14 protein-coding genes are annotated in these 15,240 nt (G+C 57.0%); 5 read left to right on the forward strand and 9 right to left on the reverse strand.

From position 1 onward, the window contains the following. Positions 1-388: 388 nt before the first annotated feature. The 8 genes from F3H87_RS21410 to F3H87_RS21445 form a co-directional block, all read right to left on the reverse strand. Complete coding sequence (locus tag F3H87_RS21410) at positions 389-1,084, reverse strand: SDR family NAD(P)-dependent oxidoreductase (RefSeq protein ID WP_149789836.1); 696 nt, start codon at positions 1,082-1,084, stop codon at positions 389-391. A 1-nt stretch (position 1,085) separates the two neighbouring features. Then, positions 1,086-2,618, reverse strand: a complete 1,533-nt coding sequence (gene tnpC, locus F3H87_RS21415; RefSeq protein WP_149789835.1) for an IS66 family transposase — start codon at positions 2,616-2,618, stop codon at positions 1,086-1,088. Positions 2,619-2,687: 69 nt separating this feature from the next. After that, on the reverse strand, positions 2,688-3,035 hold the full coding sequence (gene tnpB / locus F3H87_RS21420; protein ID WP_149789834.1) for an IS66 family insertion sequence element accessory protein TnpB: 348 nt from the start codon (positions 3,033-3,035) through the stop codon (positions 2,688-2,690). After that, positions 3,032-3,436: an IS66-like element accessory protein TnpA gene (tnpA, locus tag F3H87_RS21425; protein WP_149789833.1), complete on the reverse strand. Its 405-nt coding sequence runs from the start codon at positions 3,434-3,436 to the stop codon at positions 3,032-3,034. Before tnpA (F3H87_RS21425) ends, tnpB (F3H87_RS21420) begins: the two co-directional genes overlap by 4 nt. A gap of 59 nt (positions 3,437-3,495) precedes the next feature. Then, a complete protein-coding gene (locus F3H87_RS21430) occupies positions 3,496-4,677 on the reverse strand; it encodes a DUF6602 domain-containing protein (RefSeq protein WP_149789832.1) in 1,182 nt (393 codons plus the stop codon). A 25-nt stretch (positions 4,678-4,702) separates the two neighbouring features. Further along, positions 4,703-5,977: an argonaute/piwi family protein gene (locus tag F3H87_RS21435; RefSeq protein ID WP_211237134.1), complete on the reverse strand. Its 1,275-nt coding sequence runs from the start codon at positions 5,975-5,977 to the stop codon at positions 4,703-4,705. A 146-nt stretch (positions 5,978-6,123) separates the two neighbouring features. After that, entirely contained in the window at positions 6,124-7,731 is a 1,608-nt protein-coding gene (locus F3H87_RS21440; RefSeq protein WP_223228173.1) for an SIR2 family protein, read from the reverse strand. A gap of 131 nt (positions 7,732-7,862) precedes the next feature. After that, a complete protein-coding gene (locus F3H87_RS21445) occupies positions 7,863-9,254 on the reverse strand; it encodes a Fic family protein (protein ID WP_027264259.1) in 1,392 nt (463 codons plus the stop codon). Positions 9,255-9,413: 159 nt separating this feature from the next. Between F3H87_RS21445 and F3H87_RS21450 the strand changes: the two genes are divergently transcribed. The 5 genes from F3H87_RS21450 (at position 9,414) to tnpC (F3H87_RS21470) (ending at position 14,415) form a co-directional block, all read left to right on the forward strand. Then, the gene (locus F3H87_RS21450; RefSeq protein WP_027264260.1) at positions 9,414-10,382 is read left to right on the forward strand and encodes a PDDEXK family nuclease; all 969 of its coding nucleotides are present in this window, start codon (positions 9,414-9,416) and stop codon (positions 10,380-10,382) included. Next, on the forward strand, positions 10,379-11,806 hold the full coding sequence (locus F3H87_RS21455; protein ID WP_211237135.1) for a hypothetical protein: 1,428 nt from the start codon (positions 10,379-10,381) through the stop codon (positions 11,804-11,806). The genes F3H87_RS21450 and F3H87_RS21455 overlap by 4 nt, the downstream gene beginning before the upstream one ends. Positions 11,807-11,993: 187 nt before the next feature. Then, positions 11,994-12,431 (forward strand): IS66-like element accessory protein TnpA, encoded by a 438-nt coding sequence (tnpA, locus tag F3H87_RS21460; RefSeq protein ID WP_100931377.1) that lies wholly within the window; start codon positions 11,994-11,996, stop codon positions 12,429-12,431. After that, complete coding sequence (gene tnpB / locus F3H87_RS21465) at positions 12,428-12,781, forward strand: IS66 family insertion sequence element accessory protein TnpB (RefSeq protein ID WP_100931376.1); 354 nt, start codon at positions 12,428-12,430, stop codon at positions 12,779-12,781. Before tnpA (F3H87_RS21460) ends, tnpB (F3H87_RS21465) begins: the two co-directional genes overlap by 4 nt. Before the next feature lie 68 nt (positions 12,782-12,849). Continuing rightward, the gene (gene tnpC, locus F3H87_RS21470) at positions 12,850-14,415 is read left to right on the forward strand and encodes an IS66 family transposase (RefSeq protein ID WP_100931375.1); all 1,566 of its coding nucleotides are present in this window, start codon (positions 12,850-12,852) and stop codon (positions 14,413-14,415) included. Positions 14,416-14,431: 16 nt separating this feature from the next. Here tnpC (F3H87_RS21470) and F3H87_RS21475 read toward each other — a convergent pair. Continuing rightward, positions 14,432-15,240: hypothetical protein (locus F3H87_RS21475; RefSeq protein ID WP_223228174.1), on the reverse strand; the 809-nt coding region annotated here is incomplete at its 5' end.

Below are 15,240 nucleotides of genomic sequence, written 5' to 3' on the forward strand. Positions count from 1 at the left end.
CGAGCGGCTGGCGAAGAAATGGGCCCCGCGGCCTCGCAAACCCAAAACTACGATCTGAGTGACGCCAGCGACCGCGGCCTACGCCGGATGGTTACAATTGATTGGCGATAAACCGCTGACTTGTCTTGCAATCTGATGGAGTAATCTGGAAGTCGTCAGGCGATAGGCATTGAATGGTCAAATGTGTCGTGTCCGGAAAGCACATGTGAATTGCTCACAACTGCCTACAACTTGGTATTGGTAGTTAGGCCAGAGCTAACCGAAATTCTCAGTAATCCAGAGCTGCAAAAGATCGTTGTTCGCCGAAAGCCAAAATCGGCCGTCGGGTGAGATCGCTTGATGGATTGTATCAGCGATTGGATGCGCCGTATCCGTCCGGTAGAGTTGCTCACAAACGATAACCGCCGGATACTTCCAAGATTTGGCCTGTGATAAATTCCGCGCCGTCGCTTGCCAGGAACGCCACGGCTTTCGCCACATCATTTGGGGTTCCTATGCGTCCCAATGCCGTGTCTGTTACGAACAGATCGATTAGCTCAGGTGAGCGTGGATTTTCCGGGATATTGATTGCACCCGGCGCTATTGCATTTACCCGGATACCTGATGCCCCGAGTTCTTTTGCCATCGCGCGCGTCCATAGGTTCAAGGCAGCTTTGCTGGCACCGAAAATGGACGCACCGTTTGGCGGCAAGACAGCGTTCACAGACGAGATATTTATGATCGACGCCCCAGGCTTCAAATGCGGCATGGCTGCAGAGAGCAGCGCGCTTGGAACCAAGAGATTTGTGTTGAGAATCGCGTTTTGTATATCAGCATCAAACTTGTCTTTGGGTGTCGCATCCGCGAAGCCAGCATTGTTCACAATGATGTCGAGCGCCCCAAATGTGTCAATGACGTCAGCGACCACAGCTTCGCACTGCCCGGGTTGGGTTAAGTCCGCTTGAATTGAGTGAATGGACGACGGGAAGTCTTGCGGCTCGGATGAGCGCCAGACGGCAGCGACATTGCAATCTGCATCAAGTGAGAGGCTTATTGCGCGGCCAATGCCATAAGTTCCGCCTGTGACGAGAGCTATTTTGGGCATATCAAGCCTCCTGTATGTTGCGTGAGATTGCGAACACCCACGGCATGAGTTCACCGATCCTGGTGATCTTGTGATCTGGCAGGCGTTCCAGCACCCATGTAAGCCAAGCTTCGGGATCAACGTTGTTCATTTTGGCGGTTTCGATGAGGGTATAAGCGATGGCAGCGGCCTTTCCGCCGCCGATGGAGCCCATGAACAGGTAGTTTTTGCGCCCCAGGGCAATGGGGCGTATGCTGCGCTCACAGATATTATTGTCGAGCTCCAGCCGTCCGTCGCTGAGATAGGCGCGCGTCTTGGGCATGCGGTTCAGGGCATAGCGGATCGCTGCGGCCAGTTTGGTTTTGCCGGAGATTTTGGGAAGCTGGGCTTGCAACCAAGCCTCCAGTTCATCGAAGATCGGTTTTGCCTTCTCTTGCCGCAGGGCGACACGTTCTTGAGGGGTTTTGCCTCTGGCGTCCTTCTCAACCGCGTAAAGTTCCGCGATCTGTGTGATAGTGTGTTTGGCGATACCCGCGCCGGTGCGTTCGAACTCATCCACGAACTTGCGGCGAACATGCACCATGCAGGCTTGTTCATCGGCTTTGTGCTCACCGAAGAGGCCATTGAAACCCGCAAAGCCATCGGCATGCACGGTGCCGGTATAGCCGGAGAGGTGATTGACGGGATGTTCGCCCTTACGGTCCGTGCTGAACTGGTACCATGCGCAGGCCGGGCCATCGCCACCCCACGGGCGCTCATCGCACACATAGCTCCAAAGCCGTGCAGTCTGCGTCTTCTTTTGCTTCAGTTTGCTTTGCAGTTTGACGGGCGTATCGTCAGCAAACAGCGCCGGGCCCGCCCTGACCAGCTTGCCGATATGATCGGCTAATGGCTCAAGAAGGGCGGTGCTGCGACCCACCCAGTCGGTTAGCGTGGAACGATGCAGATCGACCTTCTCGCGGGCGAAGATTTTGGACTGTCGGTCCAGCGGCAAATGATCACAATATTTGCCGACCAATACATGGGCCAGAAGACCCGGCCCGGGTCGGCCACGCTCAATTGGGCGGGACGGAAGTGGAGCCTGCGAGAAGGCCTCGCAGCAGGTGCAAGCCATACGCGGGCGGATGATCCGGCGCACGACAAAGCGACCCGGGATATACTCCAGTTCCTCGGTGATGTCCTCACCGATCTGGCGCAGGGAGCCGCCGCAGTCACCGCATTCCTCTCCGGCAGACAGTACTTCATCCTGCCGTTCCAGATGATCGGGCAATGGTTTGCGGCTGTGCTGGCGTTTGGACGGTTTGCTGTCAGCCTTGGCGGCTTCGTTCTTCTGCGATTCAGCTGCGACTTCAATCTCCGCATCTTCCGCCAGATCGAATGCCAGTTGATCGAGGCTCTCGGATTTGGAACCAAACCGCGCCTTGCGATGCCCATGCAACTCGGCCCTCAGCTTCTCGTTCTGGTACGTCAGAGACTGAACTTCGGCCATCAAACGCTCGCTAACAGCCCGCAGTTCAGCGGGGTCTTCTGGCAAGGATTTGAGGGCGTCCAACATGAGGCTGCATATAACCTATTGCGGCAAAAAGGTGAATCGCCAAACGCCAATTCGCGCAGATAAATGGGGCTACCCGGTGCTCAAGGGGCGCCATGTCTTCTTCGGCATCCGCCAGTCGATCCCTTCAAGCAACATTGAAAGCTGCGCCGCCGTCACGCTGACTTTACCATCCTTGGCTGCAGGCCAAACGAAGCGCCCGCGTTCCAGGCGCTTGCTGAACAGACATGCGCCCTGGCTGTCCCACCAAATGATCTTGAGAAGATCACCCCGGCGACCCCGAAACACAAACAGATGGCCGGAATAGGGATCGAGTTCCAAGACCTTCTCGGCCTGTGCAGCCAGCGTGTTGAACCCCCGCCTCATATCCGTCACCCCGGCGGCCAGCCATACCCGCGTGTTCGAGGGAACGGGGATCAAGGCATCAAGCCCTCAACCAAAGACAGCACCGCCGACAGGGCCGTCGTGCCCTCCACCAATATCCGCCGTCCGTCGGATAGCGTGATGTCCACACGTTGCGCCGAGACAGGCTTGGTCAATGCCTGTGCGGAAACTCGCATATTGGAATGGGACGATACCGGCCCCGCATCCGCAATCTCAACAGCCACAAACCCCACCTCGGTGGCGTCCAGCACTTCATCAGTATCTTCTTGAAGCGCAAAACGAGGATCACGGAGCCATTTGTGGATCAGATTTGTATTCATCGAATAACGACGCGCCACCTGCGCAACCGATACGCCCGCCGCCCGCGTTTGCGCGCAGATCGAACTCTTCTCGTCATCCGACCAAAACCGCTTCTTCTGACCCTTCTTGCCCGCCATAGAATGCCCCATGATGTCCACTACCGATGGTGGACACTATCAAGCACTCCATCGCGCCGTCAGAGCAGGGAAACCGGACGGATACGATGCGCCAAGCCCGTGGACCTCCATGAAAACAATCGGGCTACAACCAACCGATCTGCAAAATCTGCTAGATCCAATCCATAGTGATCTGCGGCGTCCAACAAATCCGTATCGTTTAGTGCCAAGCCGCCATGGTTCATTGCCATCGCAAAAATCACGTGTTCTTCGAGCGTAACCTCGAAAGGTGTCCAATGCTGCGTCTCGACCTCTGCTAGCTGCTTCCTAGTCAACGTCTTGGCGTAAAACATCCACCCGCGTCGATCCTGGTCGACAATTGGTTTTCCACTAAGAAGTGGAGCAATAGCTTCCATTTTGAGAGTATCATCCACGGGAAACCGTGCTTGAAATTCATTGCTCAGCCTTGTCCATAGCAACTCGAGCAGAAGAACCATCGGAGCTTCGCGGGTCGAACCGAAAATGTGCCATTGTCCGTCATCTAACTCGGGAACAATATACGGATGCCCATTCAGCTTTAGCAGCGTGTTCGTTCTACAAACAATGAGGTTGGGTAGGACAGTTGGCCCAGCTAACCCATCGGGTACTTTTTTGAGCGCGTCCAAGAAACCATTGCGAAGTCCAAATTCGTCGACATAGCCGTCATACCCAAAGACGACTCTGACCGGAGCGAGCTGTTCATGAGCTAATGTTCTCAAGAGCTCACCAGTCTCTGAGGTAAGATCGTCGAGCTCGCCACTCTCGGGAGACCGGCCCAAAAGTCGGGCGAACGCGCTGTTCGACGGACCGAGATGAACCTGCCTGTTCTCGGAGAGCCGTTCCTTTTGCTGGAGCGAGATGGTTCGCATCTTGTTGATGCTGTCGACAAGTTCATTCCCGTAGAGGTTTTTCTTGACCTCAAACACCGCCAGGACGTCAGCGATCGGCCATTCCCACGTATCCGTTTTTGGGAGCTGACGACCACGGTCCCCTTTGACGAGCATTGCGTCGGTTTGATGACTGTGTTTTCCGTCAACACCGATGACAAAACCGTCGACAAGGCGAAGATTGAGCTCCTTTGGAATCGCCCGTTGAACAAGCTCACGGGTGAGGCCCTCATACATATCACCAATCGTTGGCGCGTGTTGCACCGATTCCGCGGCGAGAAGTTCTGCTTCCTTTGCTTGGAGCTGCTCAAGAAATTCTGCAAATGATGTGATCATAACGCGCTCACCGCCCAAACAACGGCTACATGAAGAACCGGAACTGGTAAGGTGCCTTTCCAAGGCCGGGCATTCGTTTGACGACCCGTGCAAGCACCTTGGCGTAACTCATCGTCACCGGGAGCTGGTCGTAGAGGCCGTCATTGTTCCAGTTCATTTTGGACAGCGCCAAAGCAGACCGTGCGGTGTCATCCCACGGCCCGTGGCCAGCATGACGCACAAGCCTGATCGGTCTTGGTGTGCTTCTTGAACCTTGAAAGTAAGAGCCAGAGTTATTGATGCCGGCGACATTGCCATGCATCCACAAGAGGCACTCGCGTGGTCCAAGACCCAAAAGTGAACCACGATCGACCGGATATCCTGCAGGCGCTCCCTTTCGATTAGCGCCTCTTGGCGGGTCAATCTTCGCACCCCGCCACGGAACGTCTTCAACGATTTGAACCAGATCGACGGCTTCACACAGGTGCAGTGCTTCCATACAACCGTCGATCTCTTCGAACTTAAACTCCGTCGATTTGTGGACGATAACACGCCGAGGTGTTCGTCCTGCGTGTCTGCGCCGATAGAGGTCAAGAGAGCGTGTCATGACCCGGAACATTTCGTTGCGAGACAAGAACGGATTATCGCGCTGCACATCAACCTCGTTAGCGTCATAGGCTACGAACTCTAACCCCGCACCATCGCCGTCGAAAACTTGACTGCAGCATGTCACAAAGCGAGGTTTATCAGATTCGACGGGCCGTACTGCATAGGAAATCCCGATGTAAGCCGTATCTGGATCTGAATCAGCCAGCTTCCAAGGAACGCCACCTGCCTTTGCATAGAGTGCTAAGCCAATACGCCACATGACACTTGCTTTGTGGGGGTACGCCAGCGCTCTGTCCTCTCTAACAAGCTGGATTGGAAGCCGTCGCGCTGCGCTTGCCGCCTTGAGGTGGTCGTGCAGATCAAAGTCCTCATCAGTGTTGCCGAAGAAACCGGCCGACCACGATTGCGGAACATAGATGAAGATAACATCGAAGCGCTCACGCATTGCGTCGAGTGCTTGCAGCGCCCGTGTGAGACGCGACGAGAGGACAATATGCGGTGTGCCGGAGTCAGTCATTTCGTGCTCCAATCGCTCATCCAATTGGATATGGCACCCTTTTTCAGCTGCTCGCATATTGAGGTTGAACACGCTTCGAAATCCCGGCCAAGGCGGAAGATAATCTCGCCGTTCAGTAGGATCGAACTTGCTGTTAAGTGCCTTCATGAAGTCATAGAGACGCTGGCTTTCTCCCGATGGGGAGATTGTCGCCACGCGGATTGGGTCTGGGACAAGGCCAGCCGAATACGGGCCGTATCGCAACAGTCCTCTCAAGGGGTGTGTATCGACGTCTCCAGCATGATCGGGATGAAACGACAGGCTGGGTTCAGGGAACCAAAGATGCGGCGAAACTTGGCTTGTCATAGGCGCGACCGGTTTGAGAAAGCGGTGGTTGTTCCGAGTGTGAAAGAGGCGTTAACTCCGGTCCTCACGTTGAGGGCACGAAGCTCTCGACCCTCGGCCGAGAGCAAATCACCCCAAAAAGAAACAAGTTCATTGAGCGGTCTGTTGTATCGTCTCACGCTTCGTTCACGTGAGAAATCCGTCGCGGCAGCGCGATTTTCTTCGGTCACACCTTCCAAGAGTGTTCGCGGTTCAAAGACGAGCCATAACTTGTCGTCAGCCCATTCGAGCCTTACGATAACGCCCTCCTGCCAAGTCAAATCAGCTTGTGCTGGCACGCTACCTGAAAGGCTGCCGACGACACGCTTCAGAGGGGCCCATCTTTCGTCTGTAACATCTGCTGGCTTTAGAGAATCGACGCTGCGGTGATGTTTTATTGTGAGACCATGTTCTCTCGCCAAAGCCCGCGAGATAGCTTGCTTGAGCAAGCCTCGTTCCTGACTGTCGTAGCGGAGGCGGCGTGTTTCGATTTCATGGAGATCGAACTCTGTAATACTGACGTTTGCGAGGGCGGCGCGGACATCGCTGTCAGAACCGAACGCGAGAACACCCTTTGCAGATCGTGTTGCAAGGACATCAACTCCCGCGGCACTTACTGCTTCCGCTACCTCTTTATACCCGCCGATATTGCATTCTACACGCCGACAGATTGTCGGTAGAGATTTCACCTCCAACGCATTAAGCCGAATAACCGGATAGCCCCGTTTGCCTGAAATGCGGGGCGGCGCTGAAACTACAGAACGTTCTGAGGCGAACTCGTCCAACTGTGTTGTGTCTAGATCTGGAATGAGGCGCACGAGGTCACGCAGAGACTCATCAAAGTTCTCAACCCGGACAAGTCCGCCATCGACGCCCTTTTCTGAAGCAGCTGATAGAAATGAAGATACTCTGTCGAGCGGATCGCCTTCGCCGCGATGCAGCCAGAAAATTCCGCTGGGAAAGGGTGAGGCATGTTCCAGCGCTTCCTCAAGAGTGTTCATGATCGACTCATCACGTCCGCTGTACCCCGCGATTACCAAGCCGGAACGGGTGCAAGTGCCGACGAGAAGATCGCGAAGTGTCGCGTCTTGTTGGCGAAGCTCGTCTCCAGTGTTCTTGAGGCGACGTGACCGGAAATCGCCGTGCAGTTTTATTTCTGCGGGCCAGCGCTCACCGTTGATTGTCTCGCGACCGATGCCAGGCGCATCGAGTGCCACGGTCGTTAGATTGCCAGTGCCACCAAATACCTTTGCGCAACCATCCGCGACAAGGGGGTCGAAGTTGGTCGTCCAGACAAGCTTGGTATGCCCAGCTTTCATGAGGGTCGCCAGAGCAACGTGTCCGAAAGATGGTTTGGCCCCAGAAATCTTCGCATCTATGTAAGTTCGCCGGTCTGCTTCGCTTGGATATACTGCCTCAAAAAGGACGGCATATTCCTCTGGCGAGTCTGGGTCCGGAAACGCCTCCTGACCAGCTATGAAATCCTGAATCTGCCGTCGGACCGCTGGGTTCGAGAGGTCTGCTACCGTGTTTAAGGCGACGCGCCGCTGACTGACATATAATTGCTGTTTGAATTCCCAGATCATGTCCCATGCGGTTGGGATCCCCGCTGACGCCGACGTGCCGGCACCCAAGAGCCACATGAGCTTTCCTGATCGCATCGAAAATCGGCGGGCGAAGTCATCGGCCTCTACAACGGGATACGCGCTATTGGTCACTACTTCATCCATACTCTCTGCCATTCGCGAAACTCGGATGGTCGCACCTGGAACCGCGCGAAGTTCCCCTCGTGAAGACCGAGAAGCTCATCTTCAACCACAGTCGCGAAGATTTCTCGATCCTCTGCTGCGATACCCTCTGCAGACAACTTTTCGATCTGGCGTGCAGCTTCACTGCGTCCAAGCTTCGAGCGAATAATTTGAGCCACAGCGTCGCGGATTTGCGTGCGATACTTCAATCGAAACGGATCCGGTTCCCCCAGAGACTGCCTGACGGCAGCGTATTGGGCTGCGGAGCGTTCATAGGCCCAAAGAAAGACGTCCCTGAGAAGAGCCGTGTCGTTGAGTTCGTAGACCCCTAGAACAGCGTCCGTGTAGGCGCGTTGTGGCACGTCAGTGAATGCGAGTGGAGAGAGATTGCGTCGAATGAGGGGGATATTGGCGGCGAGACGCGAGACGCGTTTGTTCACGTCATCAAACGGTTGAAGATAGGGAATATGCACCATAACAAAGAAGGCTTGCTCAAACGGGTCTTCGATCTTCGAGGCCTTGGCAAGGAGCTGGTTGAAACACTCTTCAATCCTTTGGGGTAGCTCAAGTGGATGAAACGCGGACCTTTCTATGCCAACTGCGATATAGCGCAGGCGCCCCGAAGCGACTGGATCGGCCAAGAGGTTGTTTGAGAGAAGCGCGTGCAAGTTGAGAAGCGTGTAAGTGTTGAAGTCGACTTCCTCGACTGAGCCCACCAGAAACTCGATGGCGTCTTTGTGGTTAAGGATCATCTGAGCCTCAACATGCTCTCGTCCAGTGGCCTCCTCACCAAATTCGATCAGTCGCTTCGTATCGAGGAGCGAGTAGGTGTTGCCTTCCAAGCGGCTGGAGTTCCAGGCAAGATCAATCAGTAGACGATTGAGAATGAGTTTTGCGTAAGTACCGGCGGGCTGCGTGGACGTTTGTGGCTTGCCGATCCGTTCCAACCGTTCGCGATCCTCGTCTCCAAGATAGAAGGATGTGTTTGGCTGATATTGGTTCAGGAACTCTTGATTGTAACCGACTGGCTTGCGTGCCGCGACAGGCTTTTGGACGTAGTCCCGAATGCGCTTTCCCTCTTCCGACAAGGGAATGAGATCTCTATAGTCGAGTGCCTCGCCATCCAGTTCGGTCCTGGCCAGACTATTCTTAGTTGCCAGACGATATCGCGCCCACCTACCGCTGCCCTCCATATGTAGCTGTCCCTTGGCGACAAGCTGCTTCAGCCGGTATTGCAGGGTTCGGCGAGGGATGTCCTCCGTCAGTCTCTCAGCAATGCCAGGTGCAGCGATGCCGTCCGGATGACCGGCGACGACGTCGAGCAGCTCATTGAGGGCATCGTTCGGGACTTTGTTGGCCATCGTCGTCTTTCTTGCGCGCATGCTATAGACGCAACTATGCTGGTTTACGCGCAATTTTCAAGTATAGGCGCAAGAATCGCTTGTAGGCGCAACCATTGTTGCGCGTAGCAGCATGCACAACGAAGGCGGAAAACCGCGAGTTCGCCCAGAAAGGCCGCAATGGCAGACGATGACGACAGACTGATACAGGAGGTGCTCGCAGAACTTGGCAGGGACGCCAATCCAAGTCATATCGCTGAGCAAGTCCGCCGCCTGGATCGCGGGCTACCAGCAGAGGACGAGTTCATTGCCGTTTGCAGTTGGCTTGGCGAGACACGCCTGATCCACAAACTTGACCAGCACCAAGCGCCGAGTAAATCGCGTGAAGACTATCAGGTCCCCGATCTCCTCGCGATGTACGAAAATTCAGGGCCAGTGCTTATCGAGGTCAAATCGAAGAAGACCCCGACGCTTTCATTCAAACCCGACTACCTTGGACGATTGCAAGCCTATGCGGACGTCTTGCAGATGCCACTGCTCATAGCTTGGAAATATCACGGCATCTGGACGCTCTTCGAGGCGCGGCACCTCACCAAGGCGAAAAAGAACTTCAATATCCGGTATGAAGCAGCGATCAAAGAAAGCCTGCTCGGCATTCTCGCGGGGGATGTCGCCTATAAGATAGCGCCTGGAGCAGGTGTTCATCTACGCTTCAAAAAGGAGAAACTCCTCGCATCAGAAGAGACGGAGGATGGCCTAAACGAACAATGGCAGATGCGTGTCGATAAGGTCGGCTTCACTTCTGCAGGCGGGACACCTGCAGATGCACTGGATAACGATGTCACAACTCTTTTTACCACATGGGATTTGTCGGAGCATCAGGTTCATTCCGAGACCCACACCGAGATGCAGTTCGTCGCCGGAGAAGATGACGGCATGATGTTTGGCCATATGGCCCTGGTTCATCTGCTGAATTGGCCGCTTCAGGACGGCGAGCAGATCAATTGGAGGCATGCGATCAGGCGTGAATCTGTCGTCAGCAACATGACCAACTTTACTCAAGCCCTGCAACGTGCGCTTGAGCAGAAAGTGGTTCGCATCATTATCAACCAGCAACCCCTTAGCTGGCCGGAGTTTGTGCCTCGATGAACAGCGCAAACGAAGGCCCACACACGCTGAAGCTTCTGCCGCGGTCGCTCTTCGATCTCTACGCCCTTGCTTTGCCACGCGGTCATGGTTTCGGCATGCGGCCTCCCATTGGAGCGTGGCAAAGCGAAGATGGCATTGCCTACGGTGTCATCACCCAGCATGTGCAAACACCGGATTTTGGTGTCCTTGTCATGCGGCGACGGGTTGACGGCGTGTGGGTGGAGGTTGAGGCAGAGACCGGCATCGCATCACAGAACGCGGCCCTCGAAGAGTTGGAGCGACTACTTGGCTGCAATCAGCAAAAGGAAGCACTCCCAGCCAACACCGCCCCTCGGCCGGCATTGCACGACATAGGCAATCGTCAGCCGAGCAAGGTGTTTAGCGCACTGAGTACACCATCCCATCACGTGGCGGCTTGGACACTCAATCAGCTGTACCTAGCGATGCCAAATCCGGACAAAAACTGGGCTGGAGATTGCCAGACAGGCAACTTCCACACGCGCCTCTGGGAGGCGCAGCTATTGGCGAGTTTTCGCGAACAGGGTTTGCTCGTGGAACAGCCGCATCCTTCCCCTGATTTTCGGATCGAAAACCGCAAAGGCGGACCGGCGTGGGTGGAAGCCGTGACGGCCAATCCACCCGTCCCGTATGACCACGTGAACGCTGCACCGAGTGTCCAACCAGAAGCCCGTGAGGAGCTTTTCTTCGGTACAGCCGCGGTACGATTTGCCAAGACTTTGGGAAGCAAACTGCAGAAGGGCTATCATCGCCTTGCGCATGTCAAAGACATGCCTTTTGCGATTGCCCTCGCTGATTTTCACGCTCCCGCGTCGATGATCTGGAGTCGCGAAGCACTCGTGGGCTATCTTTACGGCCTAGGCGCAGAGCCAAAAGACATTGATGGTCAGCGAGTGGCTGTGCCGACTGAAAGAACCGAACTTCTGGGTGAGAACCCGTTTCCGGCCGGCCTGTTCACCGATGAAAGGCACGCTGAGTTGTCGGCTGTGATCTTCTCGAATGCGTGCTCTATCTCAAAACTGAGCCGGGTTCCGATCTCGGCGGGAGCGGACACCAAGGGCTTTCGCTACTTTCGGATCGGAAATTTTCTTGATCGAACACCGGGCGCGTTGAAAGGGATACCGTTTTGCCTCGATGTCACGAGCGATGAGTATCGATCGCTCTGGCCACAAGGTTATGAACCCTGGTGCGCGGAACTCGAGGTATTTCACAATCCACATGCTCGGCACCCACTTCCGGAGGCTCTGATCCCCGAAGCAACACATTGGGTAGAAGAAAACGGGGAAGTGGTGTGTCGTGCATTCTATGAGACATCAATTCTCTGGTCACAGACACGCATTCTGAACGAGGATGATCGCATCCCCACACTGGAAGACTTCTTGCCAGATCCAGACAGTCGTAGGTAATCGCGAACCCGTCAGGCGCTTTGCCCATCCTCGGTCAACTTGAGACGCTGGAACGCACCTTCCGGGAACAAGACATCGAAGACAGAACCAGCCAACAATTCGTAAGCGCCACGCTGATCCCCTCCTGCCGCGTTGAAGCTGGCTGTGCGAGTCCTGCTGTCGAGGTGAGACAGGATAGGACGGCAAAATGGACGTCTCTTTGGACGGCTCGACGGGTGGCTACGCGGGCAGGATCGAGGTTCTCGAGGGCCGGTCAGGCCGACGGTTTCGAAGCGAGGCGGAGCGGGCGCGGATCGCGGCGGAAAGCATGATGCCCGGAGCGAAGGTCGCCGACGTCGCGCGGCGGCACACGGTGACCCGCTGGCAGGTCTACGATTGGCGCAAGAAGCTGATGGCCGGCGCGCTGGCTTTGCCCGCCGAGACGGCTGACGCCCCGATGTTCGCGGCGCTTGTCGTTGAAGCGAAGCCGGCGGGTCCGACACCCAGCCCGAAGCGGAGCGGCGGCGCGGTCAGGTCCGGCAGGATCGAGATGGTGGTCGATGGCGTGACCCTGCGGTTGGCGTCGGACATCGACGAAGCGCACTTGACCCGGTTGATCCGCGCGATCCGGGCGGCCTCGCGATGATCTCGCCGACCGGCGGGTTGCGCGTCTACGTGGCCACGCGCCCGACGGATTTCCGGAAGGGCATAGACGGCCTGGCCCTGCTGGTTCAGGAAACGATGGGCCTCGATCCGTTCAGCGCGGCGGCCTTTGTGTTCCGCGCCAAGCGGGCCGACCGCATCAAGGTCCTGGTCTGGGACCAGACCGGCATCGTCCTGGTTCACAAGCGCCTGGAGGGCGCGAAGTTTGTCTGGCCCAAGGCGCGGGACGGCGTGATGAAGATGTCGCCCGCCCAATTCTCGGCACTGTTCGAGGGGCTCGACTGGCGGCTTGTGCGGCCCGAACGCGTGCGGCGGCCGGAACTGGCGGGATAGCTGCGGCTGAGTGACTCAGTATCGTTTTGTCGGTGGTGGCGACTTCACCCATGTGCTTGGTCCGGGTCATGACGAACACCGCCCTGGCCGAAGAAAACGCACGCCTGAAGGCTCGCCTCGCCGAGACCGAGGCGGCGCTGGCGGATGCGGTCGAGGCCCAGAAACGGCTGGAGAGCATCGTCAGCGAATTGCGACGGGAAAAGTTCGGGCGGAAATCCGAAAAGCTTGATCAGGAACAGTTCAACCTGCCGCTCGAGGATGTGGAACTCGCGCAGGGCGTGCTGGAAGCGGCGCAGGAGAAAGCGCGGCGCGCCCTGAAGGGACAAGGCCGTGTCGAAAGCGGCACGCCGCACCGGAACCGCGGGCACCTCCCGAAGCATCTGCCCCGTGTCGAACGGATCATCGAGCCGCAGAGCACGTTGTGCCCCTGCGGGTGCGGCGAGATGGCCAGGATCGGCGAGGATGTCTCCGAGCGGCTGGATGTGGTGCCGGCCCAGCTTCGCGTGCTGGTGACCCGCCGTCCGAAATACGCCTGCCGGCGCTGTTCCGGCGCGGTGGTTCAGGCGCATGCGCCGGAACATGTGGTGCCCGGCGGTCTGCCGACCGAGGCTTTGATCGCGCAGGTCATGGTGGCCAAGTTCGGCGACCACCTTCCGTTCTATCGCCAAGCAGAAATCTACACCCGGCAGGGGATCACATTGGACCGGGCGACGCTCGGCAACTGGGTGGGGCGTGCCTGTTTCCACTTGCGTCCGATCGCCGATCACCTGAAGGAGCGGCTGAAAGGCGCGGATCGGGTGTTCATGGACGAAACCCGTGCGCCGGTGCTCGATCCCGGACGGCGAAAGACCAAGACTGGCTACTTCTGGGCCATTGTGGCCGATGACCGGGGCTATGGCGGCGTCGGTCCGCCGGTCGTGATGTTCCATTACGCGCCCGGCCGCGGCGCAGTGCATGCGCTCCGCTTCCTCGAAGACTATCGCGGGCACTTCGTGCAATGCGACGGCTATGAAGCCTATGACAAGCTCACCAGGGTGGACCGGCCCGAGGGTCCATGGACGCTTGTCCATTGCTGGACCCACGCTCGTCGGCGCTTCGTCAAACGGCTGGAAAAGGACGGCTCGCCGATTGCCGAGGAGGCCCTACGCCAGATCGCCGAGCTCTATGCCGTCGAGAAATCCGTGCGCGGCCAAGCCCCCGACGCCCGGCTTGCCGCCCGGCGCGCGTTGTCCGTACCGATCATCGGGGCCTTCCGCCCCTGGCTCGAGGCACAGCTGTCGCGCATTCCGCGATCATCGAAGCTGGCCGAGGACATCCGCTATACGCTGGCGCGCTGGCCAGGCCTGACGCGGTTCCTGGAAGACGGTCGCTTGGAATTGGACACCAACCCGGTCGAGAACCAGATCAGGAAGATCGCTCTGACAAGAAAAAACGCCCTCTTCGCCGGGCACGAGGTCGGCGCGGAGAACTGGGCACTGCTCGCCAGCCTGATTGCCAATTGCAAGATGTGTGGCGCCGATCCGGTCAACTATCTGACCGCCACTTTGCGCGCATTGCTCGACGGACACCCCAAGAGCCGCATCGACGACCTTATGCCTTGGAACTTCCGAACCGCGTCAAGCCGCGCCGCGTAGGGGAGCGCCGAGGCGCTTACAACAATTCGTTACCAGGGTCTCCATGCGCGTCCTCCAAGTTTCGCTCGATTTTCTTGGCGACCGAAGGCACCGCGAGCAGGTCAGGCCGCCAGCTTTCTGACAACGATCTCAACGCACGGGACCAACTTCGCCGTTCCTTCGGCTCCAACAGGAGCGAATTTACCAGATGGGGCAGGTTGGACATCTCTATCTTCGTTTGAACTGTGAGCTCATTTCGGCGCACCGTGGCAAGGACGCCAAGTGCACGGACGGTATCGTAGGGATCGCCGAGCGCACTCCAAGACACCCCGCCAACGATAGATGCAATGCCATCCCAGGATACGCCCGCCTGATCCTGATTGCAGTCTGTGAGTGCAGAGTAGAACTCTCTTCGCAAATGCGAAACTGCAGTATCGCGCTGCACCAGTTTCTCCAGATAGCCATCAAAACGGTCTCCTTTTGATCTTGGCCGGTCGCCTGGTCGGCCCCAATCGATTTCTTTTGGTGTTACGATCCTTTCTCGCCATTGAGGCCTCAATCCTTCGCGCAGCGGGCCCGGTAACAGTCTCATCAAGCGCAAGCGCGGCGCATTGGCTGCCCGAGCTTCGTCAAGAACCTCGTCATCTACCGCAAAGATCTGACCATCGTTACGAAGATAAATGTCTTTGAAGGCACGACGGTCGAGCTGGGACCGATCTCCTGAGATGACCCAGCAAAGGCGAATATCGTTCGTATGCCTCCGGTGGAGGCCGTCTGACGGGGTTTCAGCGTCGGTGCTAAGTCCGACCTTATGGCCGACCATAAGTTCAGACCCGAGATTGAAGT

Origin of the sequence: Lutimaribacter pacificus, assembly GCF_900142185.1 — a bacterium.
GTDB lineage: Bacteria > Pseudomonadota > Alphaproteobacteria > Rhodobacterales > Rhodobacteraceae > Lutimaribacter > Lutimaribacter pacificus.